This window comes from Tepidisphaeraceae bacterium (assembly GCA_035998445.1).
In the GTDB taxonomy this organism is placed as follows: Bacteria; Planctomycetota; Phycisphaerae; order Tepidisphaerales; family Tepidisphaeraceae; genus DASYHQ01.
In genome coordinates this window covers 14,162-31,755 of the sequence record DASYHQ010000058.1, presented here as the reverse complement: position 1 = coordinate 31,755, position 17,594 = coordinate 14,162, and the positions used below count along the sequence as shown (strand labels likewise).

The 17,594-nt window shown below is 64.8% G+C and carries 16 protein-coding genes; 12 read left to right on the top strand and 4 right to left on the bottom strand.

Annotated elements, in window-relative coordinates; all coding sequences use genetic code 11:
• From VGN72_21925 to VGN72_21900, 6 genes are all read left to right on the top strand, one after another.
• Positions 1-210, top strand: a 210-nt coding sequence (locus VGN72_21925; GenBank protein HEV7302010.1) for a hypothetical protein, incomplete at its 5' end; no start/stop codon positions are given.
• Between the two features lie 167 nt (positions 211-377).
• Positions 378-1,178 carry a phosphoribosylformylglycinamidine synthase I gene (gene purQ / locus VGN72_21920; protein ID HEV7302009.1) on the top strand — a complete coding sequence of 267 codons (801 nt, stop codon included), beginning with the start codon at positions 378-380 and terminating at the stop codon, positions 1,176-1,178.
• 176 nt (positions 1,179-1,354) lie between these two features.
• Positions 1,355-5,263 (top strand): hypothetical protein, encoded by a 3,909-nt coding sequence (locus tag VGN72_21915; GenBank protein HEV7302008.1) that lies wholly within the window; start codon positions 1,355-1,357, stop codon positions 5,261-5,263.
• Positions 5,264-5,811: 548 nt separating this feature from the next.
• Entirely contained in the window at positions 5,812-6,747 is a 936-nt protein-coding gene (locus VGN72_21910; GenBank protein ID HEV7302007.1) for an aldo/keto reductase, read from the top strand.
• A 61-nt stretch (positions 6,748-6,808) separates the two neighbouring features.
• Positions 6,809-7,264 (top strand): hypothetical protein, encoded by a 456-nt coding sequence (locus VGN72_21905; GenBank protein HEV7302006.1) that lies wholly within the window; start codon positions 6,809-6,811, stop codon positions 7,262-7,264.
• A gap of 83 nt (positions 7,265-7,347) precedes the next feature.
• A complete protein-coding gene (locus VGN72_21900; protein ID HEV7302005.1) occupies positions 7,348-8,061 on the top strand; it encodes a CAAX prenyl protease-related protein in 714 nt (237 codons plus the stop codon).
• Positions 8,062-8,270: 209 nt separating this feature from the next.
• On the opposite strand, the gene VGN72_21895 is transcribed toward VGN72_21900, so the two are convergent.
• A complete protein-coding gene (locus VGN72_21895) occupies positions 8,271-8,795 on the bottom strand; it encodes a hypothetical protein (protein ID HEV7302004.1) in 525 nt (174 codons plus the stop codon).
• Positions 8,796-9,018: 223 nt separating this feature from the next.
• Between VGN72_21895 and VGN72_21890 the strand changes: the two genes are divergently transcribed.
• From VGN72_21890 to VGN72_21870, 5 genes are all read left to right on the top strand, one after another.
• Positions 9,019-9,312 (top strand): hypothetical protein, encoded by a 294-nt coding sequence (locus tag VGN72_21890; protein ID HEV7302003.1) that lies wholly within the window; start codon positions 9,019-9,021, stop codon positions 9,310-9,312.
• A gap of 220 nt (positions 9,313-9,532) precedes the next feature.
• Positions 9,533-10,036: a phage holin family protein gene (locus VGN72_21885; GenBank protein ID HEV7302002.1), complete on the top strand. Its 504-nt coding sequence runs from the start codon at positions 9,533-9,535 to the stop codon at positions 10,034-10,036.
• On the top strand, positions 10,029-10,535 hold the full coding sequence (locus tag VGN72_21880) for a hypothetical protein (protein ID HEV7302001.1): 507 nt from the start codon (positions 10,029-10,031) through the stop codon (positions 10,533-10,535). Before VGN72_21885 ends, VGN72_21880 begins: the two co-directional genes overlap by 8 nt.
• Before the next feature lie 480 nt (positions 10,536-11,015).
• On the top strand, positions 11,016-12,098 hold the full coding sequence (locus tag VGN72_21875) for an NAD-dependent epimerase/dehydratase family protein (protein ID HEV7302000.1): 1,083 nt from the start codon (positions 11,016-11,018) through the stop codon (positions 12,096-12,098).
• Between the two features lie 148 nt (positions 12,099-12,246).
• Positions 12,247-13,050, top strand: a complete 804-nt coding sequence (locus tag VGN72_21870; protein HEV7301999.1) for a WecB/TagA/CpsF family glycosyltransferase — start codon at positions 12,247-12,249, stop codon at positions 13,048-13,050.
• 301 nt (positions 13,051-13,351) lie between these two features.
• Here the strand turns inward: VGN72_21870 and VGN72_21865 are convergent, their stop codons facing one another.
• Together VGN72_21865 and VGN72_21860 are read right to left on the bottom strand one after the other, a co-directional pair.
• Positions 13,352-14,071 (bottom strand): CpsB/CapC family capsule biosynthesis tyrosine phosphatase, encoded by a 720-nt coding sequence (locus VGN72_21865; GenBank protein HEV7301998.1) that lies wholly within the window; start codon positions 14,069-14,071, stop codon positions 13,352-13,354.
• Entirely contained in the window at positions 14,068-14,742 is a 675-nt protein-coding gene (locus VGN72_21860) for a methyltransferase domain-containing protein (GenBank protein HEV7301997.1), read from the bottom strand. Before VGN72_21860 ends, VGN72_21865 begins: the two co-directional genes overlap by 4 nt.
• Before the next feature lie 63 nt (positions 14,743-14,805).
• On the opposite strand from VGN72_21860, the gene VGN72_21855 reads away from it, so the two are divergent.
• Complete coding sequence (locus VGN72_21855; GenBank protein HEV7301996.1) at positions 14,806-16,128, top strand: NAD(P)/FAD-dependent oxidoreductase; 1,323 nt, start codon at positions 14,806-14,808, stop codon at positions 16,126-16,128.
• A 269-nt stretch (positions 16,129-16,397) separates the two neighbouring features.
• Here VGN72_21855 and VGN72_21850 read toward each other — a convergent pair whose 3' ends face one another.
• The gene (locus VGN72_21850; protein ID HEV7301995.1) at positions 16,398-17,549 is read right to left on the bottom strand and encodes a Gfo/Idh/MocA family oxidoreductase; all 1,152 of its coding nucleotides are present in this window, start codon (positions 17,547-17,549) and stop codon (positions 16,398-16,400) included.
• Positions 17,550-17,594: the final 45 nt, after the last annotated feature.

Sequence of the window (17,594 nt, the reverse complement as noted above, 5' to 3'; positions counted from 1 at the left end):
AACGATCCGGGGGCGATGTTGGACCAGCTGATCGGCACGGGCGGGGCGACGCTCGAGGGGCCGGCGACGGTGCGGATTGGGCTGGTGACGCAATCGGTGCCGCCGGTGCCGGGGGCGGTCACGCTGACGGCGGGGGCGGGGAATGGGATCGTGGCGAGCGATGGTGGGGCGTGGGCGGGCGTGACGGCGGTGACGTTGCCGTTTGGGTGAGGGGTGAAGGCGGAAGTCTTGTCGGGTCCGCTGGTGCGCCTGCGGACCGATCCGCGGTCACCCACATTGGGGTTCGCAGGGGTAACAGTGGAGCCGACCTGCTGCGCCGCTGCGTTGAGGGTGGGGCGGTGGGTTGCGATCGTTCGTGGGCGGTCTATTATTGGTGCATGAAGCCTGCCGCCCTGATCCTACGAACCGCCGGTACCAACTGTGATGGAGAAACCGCCCATGCCCTGAAGCTGGCGGGCGCGACCGTGGATTTCGTCCACATCAACCGCCTGATGCAGCAGAAGGACCTGCTGAACAACTATCAGCTACTCGCGTTCCCCGGGGGCTTCAGCTACGGCGACGACATCGCGGCGGGGCGGATCTTGGCCAACCAGATCGCCCAGCACCTGCGCGAGGTGCTGCTCGACTTCGTGGCGGCCGGTAAGCCGATCATCGGCGTCTGCAACGGCTTTCAGGTGCTGGTGAAGACCGATCTGCTGCCGGGTTCGATTGGTGGCCGGACCGGGCAGACCTGCACGCTGGCCCACAACGACAACGGCCGGTTTACCGACAAGTGGGTCCACCTCGCCCCGCGCGGCAACAAGTGCATCTGGACGACCGGCCTGTCGCCGTTGGAACTGCCGATCGCCCACGGTGAAGGCAAGTTCGTGCCGGCCGATGAGAACGTTCGCAAGGCCCTCTGGGACAACGACCAGGTCGCCCTTGTCTACGCCACGCCCGACGGTTCCCCCGCGGTCGGCGACGATAACAACCCCAACGGCAGCGTCGACGACATCGCTGGCGTGTGCGACAGCACCGGGCTCGTCTTTGGCTTGATGCCGCATCCCGAGCGCTACGTCGACGCTACGCAGCATTACGCCTGGACGCGGCAGCGTCCGCTGCCTGTGGAAGGGGCCGGTCTGGCGATCTTCCGCAACGCCGTCAATCACGTGAACGAAGCGGTCGGGGCGGGCGTATAAACCGAGTGGCAGGGTGGAACTCTGGACCCTCTCCCGCATGCGCCGGGAGAGGCTGGGTGAGGGTGATTTCGAACTGCTGACGGTTCTTAGCAGCACAAAATCACCCTCACCTAACCTCTCCCGGCGCATGCGGGAGAGGGACCGGAATCACTACTTCCCGCCTTCCACCTTTCCTTATGTCGCGCAGCGTTCCGCCGGACATCATCGCCTTCGATCGCTTCTGGCGCGCGGGGCACCCGATGCGTCCGCGCACCAGCAAGCGGCGGCGCCGGTGCATGTTCATGCTGCTGTTGCTGCTGGCAGGGTCCATCGGCACCTACGCCTACGTCACCAATTCCAACCGCGTGCGCGCGATGGCCGAGCGGTACCTGTCGCAATTGCTCGGCGGGCCCGTGCAGGTGCGCCGGGCGACGCTCAGCATGTTCGAGGGCCTGCGCCTCGACGACGTGCAGGTGCACCTGGCCGGTGAACGCCTCGACCAGCCCCCGATCTTCTCGGCCGACACGTTCGTGGTGCGCTACAGCCTGCGGCAACTGCTGGCGGGGCGAATCGAGGCGACGCAGATCATCGTGCGACGCCCGCACGTGCAGCTGACGCAGGACGTCGACTCGCTCATCCGCTCGTACCGCAAGGTGGTCCGCGACGACGCCGATGGACAAGGCGACGGTGACGGTGGCCCGCCCGCTCCCAAGGTCCCCCGGCGGCCGATGGTGTTGCCCGAGATCAGCCTGCGTGACGCCCGCATCGACTACACCGAACAGCACCCCGACGGCACCACGTCGTTCGGCACCCTGGCGCTCGAGGGGCAGTTCACGGCCTCGCCCGGGTCCGACCGCTACGGCTTCTCGCTGCAGAGCCGCGGCATGAGCGACAGGATGGGCCCGTACATCGAGGGGCTCATTTACCCCGCGGTGGGGCGCGTCACCGCGCAGCTGCGCAACTTCGAACTTGATAGCGACCTGCGCCTGATGCTGCCGACCGCGGTGCGGCAATGGTGGGAACGCCACGAGCTGGCCGGCAAGCTGGACATCACCGAATTGTCCTACGTGCTGCCGCGCGGCGACTCGGACGCGCGCTTCACCGTGAACACCGAACTGCAGGGCGTCACGCTCACCGTGCCGCCCGGCGAGCTGCAGGGCAGCGACGAGTCGCGGCGCGTGGCATCGGTGCGCGACACGCTCGACACGATGGCCGCCGTCTACGCGGCCGCGGGTTACGCGAAGTCAGGCGAGCTGGAGGCGATCGACGCGCAGTTCCGTTCGGGGCCGTTGCGGCTGGAGAACATGGCCGGCGTCTTCACGTTTACCGAGAGCGGCATCGCCGTCACGGGCGTGCAGGGAGACGTCGAGGGCAACCGCATCCACATCGACGGCAAGATCGACGGCTACCCCGGTCGCGACGGCGCTGCCGAGCCGACGGCAAAGCTGCGCATCACGTCGGGCCAGAAGCCGCTCACGCTGCCGGCCGCGCCCCGTTACACCAACGCGCTGCCGCGCGCCGTGCGCGAGATTTACGACCAGTTGCGCCCCCAGGGCTCCTGCACGCTCGCCGTCACCATCGGCCGGCCCACGCCGGGCGCCAACATCAACATTGACGGCGCGATCGACGTGCTCGATGGCAACTTCACCTTCCTTCGCTTTCCGTATCCCGTGCGCAAGGCCACCGGCCAGATCGCGTTCAAGCCCGCAGACGCGGAGGCGCCCGAGCGCCTCGAGCTATCGCTGAGCGGCTACGGCCTGCCCAACGGGCCCAACGCCGAAACGGTCGTGAACGTCAGCGGCCTGATGGGCCCCCTGGGCAACGATGCCGGCGTGGCGATCCGCATCGCCAGCGACAAGGTCTACAGCGAGGCCGCGCTCACCGAGGCGTTCCCCGCCGACGTGCAACGCACGTTCAAGCTCTTCGACGCCGATGGACAGGGCGAACTGCCCAAGCTGCGAGGCAGCTTCACCTGCGACGTGAACCGCGCGATCGGCCCCAACCAGCCGTGGTTGCTGTTCACGCACGTGAAGGTCGAGAGCGCCACCGCGAAGATGGCGGCGTTTCCGTACCCGCTCGAAGACCTCGCGATGGAGCTGAAGATCGGGCAGAACCAGGTGCAGATCATCAACGCGAACATGCAGCGCAACGACGCGTCGCTGCGCGTCGACGGGCGCGTCAGCTGGGCGCCGTCGCCGCGCGAGTTGCCCGGCATGCCGCGCCCGCGCGAGCCGGAACGCTCGACGACGGTCACCGAACTGGTGGTGAAGGCCGACAACCTGCCGATCGACCGCGACCTGCTGATGGCGCTGCCCGAGTCGAACCGCAAGTGGATCACCGAGATGGGCATCGCCGGCCGGCTGGACGTGTCAGGAACCGTGAGCAGCCGCCCGAGAGAGGAAGCCGCATCAAGCCTTGCCAGCACACTCGCCGACGCAGTTGATTACGATCTGACCGCCACGATGCGCAACGGCACGGTTTGGCCGAAGGTGGGCTCGTTCGTGATCGGCTCGGTCGGCGGGCAGATCAAGCTCCAGCCGAACCGCATCGAACTGGCGAAGGTCACCGGCGAGCGCGCCGGTGCCACCGTGTCGGCCAACGGGGCGATCGACTTCATCAACGGCACGTCGCGCGCCGACCTCACGGTGTCGGCAAAGAACCTGACGCTCGACGCGCCGCTGTACGCGCTGGTGCCCGACGCTGCCAGGAAGGCGTGGGACCAGGTGCGACCGAAGGGCACGCTCGACGTCGACATCATCCTGAATGGCCCGCTCGGCGGCTCCGATGACCGTGAGCAGGTCGCCACCGTGGCGCCGGTTGGCGACGCGGCCGGCAAGGCGTCGGTGGCCAACAGCATCGCGGCCAAGCGGTCGGACACGATGCCGAAGATCGTGCTGCGGCCGCGGAGCCTGTCGATCTACCCGCGGGCGTTCCCGTACGCGCTCGACCACGTCACCGGGCGCGTCGTTATCGACAATGGCAAGACCACGCTGCACCAGGTCACCGGCCGGCACGGCGAGGGCACGCTGAGCGTGTGGGGCAGCACGCAGACGGTCGCCGACCACGACGTGTGGGACCTGACCCTGTTTGCCCGCAACGTGCTGGCCGACGAGGAACTGATCGGCGCGATGCCAATGGCGCTGGCCGATTCGTTGCGATCGATGGAACTGAGCGGCCGCATCGGTTGGTACGTGCCGCGGTTCCTGCACACGGCGCCGAAGGGGTCGACCGATCCTGGCAAGGGCAACATCGACCTGTCGGGGCGCATCTCGCTGGCCGGCGCGAACGTGAACGTGGGCGTGCCATTGACGGACGTGTTCGGCGACGTGAGCGGGCAGGCGATCGTGACCGACGGCAAGCTGAAGAGCATCCGCGGCACGATTCAATTCGACAAGCTGTTGCTGGCCGAGCGCCCGGTGCGCAACGTGTACGCCACGATCGACCGGCCCGCCGGCTCGCACGAGACGCGCCTGTCGAAGATCAGCGGCGAACTGGCCGGCGGCAACCTGGTGGGCGACGTGCTGCTGATCGCCCGGCCGGGCGAGCCCGAGCGGTTCACGCTGGACATGATCCTGCGCGACGCCGACGCCGCCACCATCGCGATGGAGGGCTTCGACGACCTGAAGGGCCGCCTCAGCGCCAGTTTGGGCCTGGAAGGCGAGTTCGACAACGCCGCCAGCCGCCGCGGGCGCGGTGACGTGCTGGTGACGGGCAAGGACATGTACAACCTGCCGCTGGTGGTCGGTTTGCTGCAGATCACCAACCTCGCGTTGCCCGTGAACACGCCGGTGACCGAGGCGACCGCCCGGTACAACGTGGAAGGCCAGCGCATCAACTTCGAGCACGTCGCGCTTCGCTCCAACACGGTGCTGATGGAAGGCGAAGGCCACCTGGACTTCGAGACGAAGAAGGTCGCGATGACCTTCCGCACCGACAACCCCAACGCCCCCAAGATCCCGTTCCTGTCCGACCTGTGGCGCAACGCCCAGCAGGAACTGTTCAAGATCGAGGTCCGCGGCACCGTGCAGGATCCCAAGGTGAGCAACGCCGCGTTGAACACGGTCACCACGACCGTCGACGAAGTTTTTAACGGCAAGGAGAAGTAGCCCCCGGCAATCGGCGTGCCGCTCTTCTGTAGGACAGGCATTCCTGCCTGTCTTTCCCCCCCGTCCCCCCGTATTCTCTCTTTGTCTTCTGTGGCACAGGCATTCTTGCCTGTGTCTCTTCTGTCTTTTTCTCTGCCGGTGGGACGGACATTCTTGTCTGTCTCTCTGCGAATCTGTTCAAGAACGAAGAGACGCGAAGACGCGAAGGCGCGAAGCAGGACGCGAAGGAAAACAAAGCGCGTTGCGCCGGATCCCCCTCAATCGCGCAGCGCGAGCGTAGAAATGGATAGCGTGCTCTTTGACAACTGAATAGCCGACGCGCCGGACATGGTGGACTCTCTCACCCTCACCCGATGGTGCACAATGGTGCAAAATGGTGCACGGATTCGCGTTTTGCCTTACCCAAACCGCCGCCCGGTCGCACGGCTGCAGATCTGGCGTTCCACGGTGTTGCGCTACCAACGCCCGAGCTTCTTCGCGTTCTTTTCTCGCTAATTCGGGCGAAACGATCGTGGTCCGCTCGCGGTCGACGCCGCTACAATCCGAGCATGAAATATCGCACGCTTGGCAAGACGAATCAGAAGGTGTCCGTCGTCGGCATTGGCACGTGGCAGTTCGGTGGCGAGTGGGGCAAGACGTTCGAACAGACGGAAGTGGATGCGATGTTCCGGCGCGGGAAGGAACTGGGCATCAACCTGGTCGACACGGCCGAGTGTTACGGTGACCACACGTCCGAGGCGCTCGTCGGCGCAGCGGTGCAGCAGGATCGCGGCGACTGGTTCATCGCGACCAAGTTTGGGCACAAGTTCCACAAGGCCTTCACCCGCACCGACGAGCGATCCGCCGACGATGTCGTGAAGCAACTGGAAGGATCGCTGAAGGCGCTGCGGACCGATTACGTCGATCTGCTGCAATACCACAGCGTGCGCGACACGGAGGCCGACGATCAAGCCGTGCGCGACGTGCTGGCGAAGTTGGTGAAGGACGGGAAGGTCCGCTTCGTCGGCAACAGCGTCGGCAGCAACGACAACATGCACCAGGTGGGCAACGCGACGGCAGTGGGCGTGAGCGTGATTCAGCTCATCTACAACCGGCTCGACCGAAAGCCGGAGGAACGCACGTTCGCGTCGTGCATCGAACAGAACCTGGGCGTGCTGGCGCGCGTGCCGTTGGCCAGTGGGTTCCTCAGTGGCAAGTACAAGCCGGGCGCCACGTTCGACGAGAGCGACGTGCGCAGCCGATGGAAGGATCGCGACCAGGACGAGAAGCTACAGCAGGTCGAGGAGATCAGCCGCACCGAGGTGCCGGCCGGCGTGCCGATGGCGCAATGGGCGCTGGCGTGGTGCCTGCAACACCCGGCCGTCAGCAGTGTGATTCCCGGTTGCAAGAACGTCGCGCAGGTCGAGAGCAACGCCGCGGCGGCGGAACTGGATTATCTGGTGCGGGACGATCACCCGCAGGCATGGCGGGGCGCGGCGCAGTAGCGTACGCCTTGCCCGGTGTACGAACAGGAGTTCAACGCTGGAGACAGCAAAGGGAGATTCGATGATCACGTCAGTTTGCCTAACGTCCATCCTCGTCCCGTTGCTTGCCAACGCCGTGGTCGTGCCACCACCACCGGTCGTTGTTGATCAACCGCAATGGCCCGAACCGCGCGCCGACGTGCGGTCGAATGAATTGTTCGTCGACGGTTTCGATGAAGAGCTGGCCGTCGACGACCCGTTGAACCCCAACGCGTCGCAGAACATTCGGCCAACTGATTACCTGGTGGTCGACCGCAACTACGATTTGTTCGCCGACCCGCGGTTGGAGTATCCCGAGTACCGGTACGTCCCAGTTCGCACACCGTGGTGGGGCGGCTTTTACCCGCCGCGCGTGATCCTGCGAACGGTGCCACCGACGTCGGAGAATACTGGCCGGTTGAAGGCGCTGGAGAACCCAGGCTTCGACGACCGCATCGAACGCGGCAAGGTGCCGTCTCGGTTCGACGTGGGGCGGTAAAGCGCAGCGAACCGCGAAGGGGCAGGCAGGGTGGCAGTTGACGTTCGATTTTTGCGGTCGGACCGGCTACGCTCTGCCCACCCTTGGATACCGCTCAAACGACATCCGCTCCGTCCCGGCCCGGCGGGTTCTTTCGCAACGTGCGCGACGATGCCGCGTACGTCCTGCCGATGGGCGCGTTCCTCGCGCTCACTTGGCTCGGCGGGCAGTTTCCCGATCTGTTCCCCATCGCTTACACCATAAAGACGCTGGTGGCTGCGGTGCTGCTGTACCTGCTGTGGTCGCACTACACGAAGATCAGCTGGGACTACTTCTGGACCGGCGTGCTGGTGGGCGTGGTCGGCGTCGTGCAGTGGATCGGCACAGAAGAGCTCCTGCTGAGCGTGTGGCCGAACTACCCGCGGGCCACCAGTGAGCCGTTCAACCCGTTCGTCGAAATCGAGTCCCCCTGGCTGCTGGCCGCGTTCGTCGCTGTGCGGTGGATGGGGCCGACGCTGGTCGTGCCGGTGATGGAGGAACTGTTCTGGCGCGACTTCCTCTGGCGCAGCCTCATCGCGCCCAACGACTTCAAGCTCGCCCGCGTCGGCGAGTGGGACCGCAACGCGTTCGTGATCGTCGCGCTGCTGTTCGCCAGCGTCCACATGCAGATGTGGGTCACGTCGATCGTATGGGCGCTGCTGATCGGCGGGCTGCTGCTGTCGACGCGCAGCCTCGGCGCCTGCATCATCGCGCACGGCGTCACGAACTTCCTGCTGGGCGCCTACGTGCTGGTGACGCAGGATTGGAAGTATTGGTAAACGCGTTCCCCCCGTTTAGCCGCGGGCTTGCCCGCGCGACTGGTCTGTTCCTCGAAACCGATCGCGGGCAAGCTCGCGGCTAAACGGGTTTTCGGGTGTCGCATGAGGTGACGCGCTCGGCGTCGAAAGACAAACGAAACGGCCCGGACCTTTGCGGGGGTCCGGGCCATTTCCGTTGTGCTGAGAACTCGATAACGACGTGATCGCTTTTACGGCATGACCGCTTCGATGTTGTCGAGCGTGCCGTCGGGGCACTTGATGTCGGTGACGTCGCGCGACTTTTCGAAGTTGCTCTGGTTCACCCAGGTGCCAGTGCCGGGGCGCTTCACTTCGACGCCGGTCATGTGCAGCATTTCGATCATGCCCGGTTCCCCTTGTTCCCCCTCGGGCTTAGCGCGGGCGGCCTCGAGCTTCGCCTGGGCCTCCTTCGTGTAGCGCTGGAGGTAGGCGATCCACTTGGTGCTGCCACCGTCGCAGCTGTAGACGAACGCGCGGTAGGCGGGCTTGCCGTCCTTGTCGAAGGGGGGCAGCTTGTTGATGTCATCGCTGAACATCGCCGCCAGCGCCGCCTCGGGCGAGCTGTCGTCGGTGGTGTAGTAACCGGTCGTCTGGATGGCAGCGGAATCGCTGCTGAACAGTTGGTAACCAATGAAGATCAAGGCGATCACGATGATGCCGATCGTGGCACCGGTGGTGATGGCTGGATTCTCATTGAGCTTTTCGCGAATGCCCACGGCGATACCTCCAAGTTTTTCTTCGATCGGCCGGCTGTGACGTGACGCACGCCATGAATGGCCTGAAATGCATCGATGTTAGGGCTTATGGTAGATGATCCTGTTGAAGCTGACAAGGTGAGATCGCTTCGTCGACAATCTCGATTTTCGGCGCTGCGTCATGCAAGAGCATGCTCTATAGAAGATGAAGCGTAAGGAAGCTCAACCTCGAAAGGAGAACGTCATGTCAAGCATGAACGAAGGCAGTGGAGATCCGAGTCAGAAGGTCGCCGAGATCAAGGACGCCGCGTCGCAAGTGGGACAGAACATTCGCGATCTGGGTGGCCAGGCCCGCGAGGCCGCCACGCAGCGCTACAGCGAGCTGCGCGACCAGGCGACGCAGTACTACAACGATGGCCGTCAACGGGCCACCGACTGGGAGCAGGGCGTCGAGAAGTACATCCAGGAACAACCCCTGAAGGCCGTCCTGATGGCCGCCGGCGCCGGGCTGCTGCTCGGCATGATCTGGAAGCGCTAACCGGCGCGCGTCCACGACACGGGCGCCGCGCACGCAAAGCGGCTCGCGCAGCACGGGGCGGTTCACCATGACCGCCCCGGCGCGCGGGCATGCCCGTGCATTTACGAACCACCGCCTCGGGCCCACGAGCGCATCGACCCGCAGCCGATTCGCAAGCGGGGCCATCGCCGCAAGAAGTCGACGTGCGCGCACTCTTGCGAGGTATCACGAGGGACCACACATGCCGATCGAAACCCCACCTCGCTTTTCGACTGAGCCCGAGCCGGCCACCGGTGCCACGACCGACTCGGTCAAGTCCGCCTTCGACAACCTGAAGGAGGCGCAGGCGTACCTCGTGCAGTACATCTCGGCGAAGACGGACGGCTTCAAGTCGTCGGCGCGCAACCTGGCGCTGTACGCCGTGCTGGGCGTGGTCGCGGCCTTCGTTGGGCTGACGGCGACCATCACGGCGACCGTGCTGCTCATGGTCGGCATCGCCGGGGCATTGGGCGCGTTGTTCGGCGGGATGTTCTGGCTGGCAAACCTGCTGGTCGGGCTGCTGTTCATCGGGGCGCTGGTGGGCGGGGTCCTGCTGCTCATGCGTATGATGGCCAAGCGGTCGCGCGAGCAGACGGAGCGTAAGTACGAGGCGATGCATCGCCGGCAGCACATGAACTTCGGTCACACTGCCGCCGAGCGCGCCCATCAACCGGATGGCGTCCAACCGGAGCACATCAATGGCTGAATCATCGAACACCGACAAGCCGGGAACCACGACCGAGGCGCAGTACCTGCAGCGTCAGGCTGACGACGCCTCAAAGGCCATGGGCAAGACGCTGGACGAGGCACGGCAACGGCTGATGAAGGGCCTGAACGTGCACGCGGTCGCCAAGGACCACCCTTGGGCCACCGTCGCCGCCGGCGCGGTCGCGGGGTTCGCGACGGGCGCGGTCATCACGCCCAACAAGCGCGACGCCGCCCTCAAACGACTGGCGGAGATCGAGCGGGCGCTGCACCCGGTGCCCCCGCACGCCACCACGGCGGCCTACGCGGACGGGAACGGTCACGCGGCGGGACACGGCAAGATGGCGTCCATCCTGACGACCGTGCTTGGCAGCGCATTCACCATGATCAAACCTTTGCTGCTGCACAGCCTGACGGCGACCATGGCGGCGCACACCGCCGCCAACGAGGCCGCTGAGACCACCCAGGAAATGAACAACGCCGAGTCCGAATCGGCCTGACCTGCCCATTTTCACTCAAGTCGCCGGTACCTTGAACCGGGTGTCCGATTTTCCGTTGGCGGATTGTTTGACACGCGGTACTTTAGATGAAATGCGGGCGCCGTGACTGAACCACCGGCAATCGCACACCGCGCTTCTTTTTGTGGGAAGGCCGCCGATGTCTCGTGGGTGCAAAATTTTTCGTTCGGCCCTGCTCGTGGCCCTGCTCTGCATGGCACCCGTGGCGACCTCATCTACGCAAATGTCGGTAGCCAATGACGATACGGTTGCCGCCTCACCCGGGCTGCGTCCTGAGGTCCGGCTGCGGAAGCTGCATTTGGTCCGTCCGGACCTCATTCAATACCCGATCGCATTCGAGATTTACTGCTGAGCGCGCTAAACCCTCGCTTGAATTTAGCCGTAGCGTATGTCATAGCTATCCTGTGGTGTGACCGCGCCTGCAGGGGCTGATTGTCTGACTTTAACATTGGAAATCGCATAATGTCCGTAGCCATCATCACTGGTTCCGCAGGTTTGATCGGATCCGAAGCCAGCCGTTATTTTGCGACACAGGGCCTCCACGTCATTGGCGTGGACAACGACATGCGCTCGAAGTTCTTCGGGGCCGAAGCATCCACCAAGTGGCAGCGTGGCCGGTTGGAAGAGGAGTTGGGCAAGAACTACACGCACGTCGAGGCCGACATCCGCGACGGTGCCGCGATCGACGCGATCTTTCAGAAGTACGGCAGCAGCATCAAGCTGATCGTCCACACCGCCGCCCAACCGTCTCACGACTGGGCCGCGAAGGAACCGAACACCGACTTCGGCGTGAACGCCGTCGGCACGCACAACATGCTGGAGGCCGCCCGCCGGTTTGCCCCCGACGCCGTCTTCATCTTCACCAGCACCAACAAGGTCTACGGCGACACGCCGAACTACCTGCCGCTGATCGAGCAGGAGAAGCGCTGGGAGATCGACCCGTCGCACGCCTGGGTGGGAGGCATTCCCGAGAGCATGTCGATCGACCAGAGCACGCACAGCCTCTTCGGCGCCAGCAAGGTCGCCGCCGACGTGCTGGTGCAGGAGTACGGCCGCTACTTCGGCATGAAGACCGCGATCTTCCGCGGTGGCTGCCTCACGGGCCCGAACCACAGCGGCACGAAGCTGCACGGGTTCCTGGCCTACCTGGTCAAGTGCAACGCGACCAGCACGCCGTACAGCGTCTTCGGCTACAAGGGCAAGCAGGTCCGCGACAACATCCACGCCGGCGACCTCATCGCCGCGTTCGACGCCTTCTTCCGCGCCCCGCGCGTCGCCGAGGTCTACAACATCGGTGGTGGGCGGTTCAGCAACTGCTCGATGCTGGAGGCGATCGAGATCTCCGAGAAGGTCACCGGCACCCCGATGCAGTGGGAGTACAAGGAAGCCAACCGCACCGGCGACCACATCTGGTACGTCAGCGATCTGACGAAATTCCAGACGCATTACCCGAACTGGAAGCTGCGATACAACGTCAATGACATCATCACGCAGATCTACGAGATGAACGTCGAGCGTTGGATGCAGCCCGCCGGCGCACACTAACGAACGAACTAACCGCAAAGCCGCTTACGACCTGACAGACGACCGAGCATCGTGCTGCCAGGCCACAAGCGATGGGTGCGTCCAGCGTCCGGTTGTAAGGACGTTGACGGATGAGCAGGGGACCTGACCGCTAGCGAGCCGTACCGCCATGATCGACAAAGGGAAGCACAGCATTCTGGGTGTGAAGATCGACGCCGTCGATTACGAGGGCGCCGTCGAGCGCATTGCGGCCGCCGCCAAGGAGGGTCGCGCCATGACCATCTCCGCGATGGCGGTGCACGGCGTGATGACCGGCGTGCTGGACAAGGAACACAAGTACCGCCTGAACGACTTCGACCTGCTCTGTCCCGACGGCATGCCGGTCCGCTGGGCGATGAACTTCCTGCACAAGGCGGAACTGACCGACCGGGTCTACGGGCCCAACCTGATGCTGAAGGTCTGCGAGCGGGCCGCGCAGGATGGGCTGCCGATCTTCCTGTATGGCGGCACGCAGCAGATGATCGATTTGCTGAAGAAGAACCTGCTGGACAAGTTCCCGACGCTGCAGTTCGCCGGCACGCGATACAGCGCGTTCCGCCAACTGTCCCCCGAGGAACGTGACGCCGCCGCTGCGGAGATCAACGCCAGCGGCGCGAAGCTCACGTTCGTGGGCTTAGGCTGCCCACGGCAGGAGATCTTCGCGTTCGAGATGAAGCCGCTGCTGAAGATGCCCCAACTGGCCGTCGGCGCCGCTTTCGCGTTCCACGCCGGTTTGCTTCCGCAAGCGCCCCCGGCGTGGCAGAAGCGCGGCTTGGAATGGCTCTTCCGCCTGATCCAGGAACCCAAGCGCCTGTGGCGCCGTTACCTGTACCTGAACCCGCTTTACCTCACCTTGCTGGCCGCCCAACGCCTCGGCCTCTACGGCCGCGGCACCGACGGGCAACGCCCGATGAACGAGCTGCGTTACGGTTAATCGACCGGGTCTCTAAGTGACGCGATCCCCCGCGCTCGTCATCCTTCGGAGTACCTCAGAAGGTATCGAAGAACAACGCTGCGTCCGCTCCGACCGTGGCATGGGCGTCTCGCCCATGCGTGTCGTGAGGCCGGTAGATACGATTAGAGCCTGCGGCGTGGTCAGCGCAATCGCCAGCAAATGGCATTTCCCGTTCCAGTCCACAGGCATGGGCGAGACGCCCATGCCACGTGAAAGGCGAACGCGAGCGCGTTCTTTAACACCCTCTCGGGACGACGGTACGTGCCTGCTGGCGTGGGGCTCAGCTTATCCCGTGAATCAACCGCTGCGGATTGGTGATGGTCAACTGATCGACCACTTCATTCCCAACCAGCGAGATCGCGTTCTTCAACCCATTTAGACGAATTGGCAGCGACTTAAGATTGTGCAGGTCGCTACCCAAAAACGTGTAACGTCCCTCGCTGAGGTACAGCTCGGCCACCTGGCGCGTCAGCGCGTGTGGCGGGTCGCCGAAGCATTGCAGGTTGCCCTGCAGCAGCAGGCCGAGGTCGGCGAATTCATCCGCCAGATCAGGGCGCTCCTGCACGGCACGCATGCGCTCGGGGTGGGCCAGCACCACCGTCAGCCCGCGGTCCTGCAGGCGCTTCACCTGCTCGTAGAAGTAGCTCGGCATCGCCTCGACCCAGATGTCGGCCAGCACGTAATGCCCGGCCATGTTGTAGGTGACCAGGTCGGCCTCCCACAGGCCCTGCAGCTCGGTGAAGTTGTTCTCGCCGCCGGGCAGCAGCTTCAGCGGAATGACGGCATCGTCGAGCGCAAGCTGCAGGTTGCGCATCGCGATCGGAATCTTGGAAACGTTGTTGTTCGGCAGACTCGTCCAGACGTGCGGCGTGCAGAACGAATGCGTGTAACCGGCCGCCACCATCGCGCGGGCGCACGCAAGCGATTCCTCGAGGCTCTGGCAACCGTCGTCCAGGTTGGGCAGCAGGTGCGAGTGGATGTCGATTCGGCCGGTGGTCATGGTTTGCGCATTGCGACGGTCGCGTCGCCGTCCAAGTAGTCCGTTAAGCTTGTCACGTCGTCCGACAGCGACCGCGCGAACGTTAGCACGTCGGTCACGCGGTGCCAGTGCAGAAACTCCGCAGCGGCCAACCCCGGCGAGCAGAGGAAGTTGAACGCGAGCACACTGGCGGTGGCGTCGAACGCCCGGCGAATCGTCGCGTAAAACGAGGTGGGGTCAAGCGTGTTCAGCGACCCGCTGAACACGATCACGTCGGCCGCAACGAACATCGAAAGCGGGTGCTGCACGAAGTCGGCGCGCTTGATCGTCACGTTCGCCAACCGCTTGGCCTCGGCAGCATCGGCGAGCGCGGGCACGGCCTCGATGCCGACGTAGTCGGCCGGTGGCACGCCGGTGGCGATGCAGTAGTCGAGAAAATCCGCCCGGCCACACCCCACGTCCAGCACGCTCTGGCCCTTCGGCGATGCCAACTGCACCAGCGCGCCGAACCTGGCCGCCTGCGTCTGCTGGCTGGCCCACAACAGCGATTCAAACCCACCCCCATGCCGGCGGGCGGCGTTCACGTACGGCGTGAGATAGCGGGGCGAGTCGGGCACGCGTGGAATAGTAGGGGGAAGATCGGCTGGCGTGTAGTGCGCCGTGAACGGAACAACGTCGTTGTATAGGGTCACGCTCTCCTCCGACCTGCCAGTTCATCCGTCCTCGGCCATGCGACCGTCGGGTACAACGGTCGCATGGCCGACAGCGATCTGATCATCTTGGGCGCCGGCGTCGCCGGCTTATCCGCGGCGCGGACGTTGTCGGGCCGTGGGGTGCGCGTGACGTTGATCGAGGCGCGGGATCGAATCGGTGGCCGTATTCACACGCGGCACGAAACGCAGACGGCCACGCCGTTGGAACTGGGCGCCGAGTTCATCCATGGCCGCCCACCGGAGACGTTCGACCTCGTCCGCGCCGCGGGCCTGGCGGTGGTCGACGCGGCCGAATCGCGACTGCTGTTGAAGGACGGCACGCTGCAGCCGGTCGACTTCTGGGCCGGCATCGAAAAGGCGATGAGCGCGATTAAGCGCGTGCGCAAGGACATCTCCTTCGCCGACGCCATCAAGGCCGCCGGCAGCAAGATCGACCGGGCCAGCCGCGATCTGGCGATGTCGTTCGTCGAGGGCTTCGACGCCGCCGACGTGAACCACATCAGCGTTCAGTCGGTGCTGGAGGAGCAGAGCGGCGACGCGCAGATCGACGAGGGGCGCAACTTCCGCTTAATGGGTGGCTACGACGCGATCCCCGAGTTCCTGCGCGCCGGCATCGATCCCGCTTTCGCCGCGATCCACCTCGGCACCGTCGCGACGGCGGTGAACTGGAAGCGGGACGGCGTGACGGTGGAGACGATCTCGGCCCAAGGAATGCTCACGCAGACGTTTCGCGCTAAGGCGCTGCTGGTCACGCTGCCGCTGGGGGTGTTGCAGGCGCCCGCGGGCGAGCGGGGCGCGGTGACGTTTCACCCACCGTTGCCCCAGAAGCACGACGCCGCTGCCCGACTGGCCGCCGGGCCGGTCGTAAAAGTGCTGTTGCGCTTTCGCGAGCCGTTTTGGGAAACGCGGTCGCCGCCATCGCTGCCCGGAAAGGGCACGCTGGCCGATACCGCGTTCCTGCACTCGCGCGGGCTCGCGGTGCCGACGTGGTGGACGCTGTTGCCCGTGCGCAGCAACGTGCTTACCGGCTGGGCCGGTGGCAACTCGGCGATGGCACTGTCGGGCAAGGGCGAGGCGTTCGTCCTCGACCGGTCAATCGATTCGCTCGCGACGATCCTCGGGTTGCCGCGCGATGAAGTTGAGTCGCGCATCGAATTGGCGATCGTCAACGACTGGCAGTCGGACCCTTCTCCCGCGGCGCGTACAGCTATGTGCCCGTGGGCGGCCTGGACGCCCGCGAGAAGCTTGCCGCGCCTGTGGACGACACGATCTTCTATGCCGGCGAAGCGACGAACTACGCCGGCCAGGCCGGCACGGTCGCGGGGGCGATCATGTCGGCCAATCGGGCGGTGGGGGAGGTGGTGAAGGTGCTAAGGCCGGGGGACTGAGGCGTACCTGCACGCTTAACAGCCGGATCCTTGCCGGACTCAGGCGAAACGTGTCATCCCGATGGGAGCCTTGGCGACCTGAGGGATCTCCCAAGGCCGAGAACCATTTTGTGGTTCGAGATCACTCAGGTCGGCAAGCCTCCCATCAGGATGACAAGGGCACGCGAGGCGACAGGGTTCTGTCCGCTAGCCTCTAGGCCCCGCTCGGGATGACCGTTGCCGTTAGATCGCGTTTCAACGCAATGCTTAAACCTTCTCCGTCTTGCCGCTTTTGATCGACGCTTTAATCGCCTCGATCACCTTCATGTCCGCCATGCCTTCTTCGCCGGGCGTAAGGACGGGCTTGTCGTTCAGCACGCAGTCGGACATGTGGTCCATCTCGGCCGAGAATTGAGGGATGTCGTTAATCTTGCGCTTCGTGTTGCCTTCCTCGTCCGACACCACCATCTGCAGCCCGCGGTAGGGGTAGGCGGGGTCCAGTTCCAGCCAGCCCTTTTCGAAGTGCACGCGGTAACGGCTCGAGCGGTGCGAGTTGAAGCTGCACGAGCAGTTGGCCAGCGCGCCGCTGGGGAACGTCATCGTCCAGGTGACGGTCGCGGGCACCTCGCGGAAGTTGGGGTCGTCGGTCGGTTGGTGCTGCATGCCTTGCACGGCCGTTGGTTCCTCACCGGTGATGTACCGGCAGGCGTTCAGGCAGTAGATGCCCACGTCACCAAGTGGCCCGCCGGCGGTCTCCTTCGACAGGCGAATGTTGGGGGCCTCGGTCGACTGGGCGTTCACCGCTTCGATTAACACGATCTTCCCGAACTCCCCCTTGCGCGCCAGTTCGATGGCGGCAATGTTGTGCGGCTCGTAGCGCAGGCGATAGGCAGTCATCAGCTTGCGGTTATTGGCCTTGGCGGCGTCGATCATCCGCTGGCAGTCGGCGACGGTGGGCGCCAGTGGCTTTTCGCAGAGGACATGCTTGCCGGCCTCCAGAGCGCGAATTGTATACTCGGCGTGCATGTGGTTGGGCAGAATGACGTAGACAACGTCAACCGTGGCATCATTCTTCAGTTCGTTGTAGTTATGGTAGTTGTAGATGTGGTCGGTCGGCACGCCGTACGTCGCCGCCACCTGCTCGGCCTTGTCCCGATGACCACTGACCAGCGCCGTGGGCCGCGACAGCTTACATGTGGCGAACTGCGGCAACACTTCGCCTAACGCCAACTGCCCCAGCCCCACGACCGCCCAGCCCGCCATTTTCGCGACAGGCTTCGGCACATTCAGATCGGGCGGCTGCTTGTCCGGTGGCGCCAAAGGCGGCAACGTGGCCTGCGCGCGGGCGAGGCCGGCGGTCAGCAGCGCGGCGCTGGAGGCGATCAAGAACTGCCTGCGGGAACTTTCGTCATGGGGCATGTGCGGTACTCCTGCTGCGGTTGCCGTGCGAGCCCGCGAACGCCG

Coding starts and splice junctions, on each gene's coding strand:
- purQ (HEV7302009.1), top strand. CDS start 378: ATGAAGCCTGCCGCCCTGATCCTACGAACCGCCGGTACCAACTGTGAT.
- VGN72_21915 (HEV7302008.1), top strand. CDS start 1,355: ATGTCGCGCAGCGTTCCGCCGGACATCATCGCCTTCGATCGCTTCTGG.
- VGN72_21910 (HEV7302007.1), top strand. CDS start 5,812: ATGAAATATCGCACGCTTGGCAAGACGAATCAGAAGGTGTCCGTCGTC.
- VGN72_21905 (HEV7302006.1), top strand. CDS start 6,809: ATGATCACGTCAGTTTGCCTAACGTCCATCCTCGTCCCGTTGCTTGCC.
- VGN72_21890 (HEV7302003.1), top strand. CDS start 9,019: ATGTCAAGCATGAACGAAGGCAGTGGAGATCCGAGTCAGAAGGTCGCC.
- VGN72_21885 (HEV7302002.1), top strand. CDS start 9,533: ATGCCGATCGAAACCCCACCTCGCTTTTCGACTGAGCCCGAGCCGGCC.
- VGN72_21880 (HEV7302001.1), top strand. CDS start 10,029: ATGGCTGAATCATCGAACACCGACAAGCCGGGAACCACGACCGAGGCG.
- VGN72_21875 (HEV7302000.1), top strand. CDS start 11,016: ATGTCCGTAGCCATCATCACTGGTTCCGCAGGTTTGATCGGATCCGAA.
- VGN72_21870 (HEV7301999.1), top strand. CDS start 12,247: ATGATCGACAAAGGGAAGCACAGCATTCTGGGTGTGAAGATCGACGCC.
- VGN72_21865 (HEV7301998.1), bottom strand. CDS start 14,071: ATGACCACCGGCCGAATCGACATCCACTCGCACCTGCTGCCCAACCTG.
- VGN72_21855 (HEV7301996.1), top strand. CDS start 14,806: ATGGCCGACAGCGATCTGATCATCTTGGGCGCCGGCGTCGCCGGCTTA.
- VGN72_21850 (HEV7301995.1), bottom strand. CDS start 17,549: ATGCCCCATGACGAAAGTTCCCGCAGGCAGTTCTTGATCGCCTCCAGC.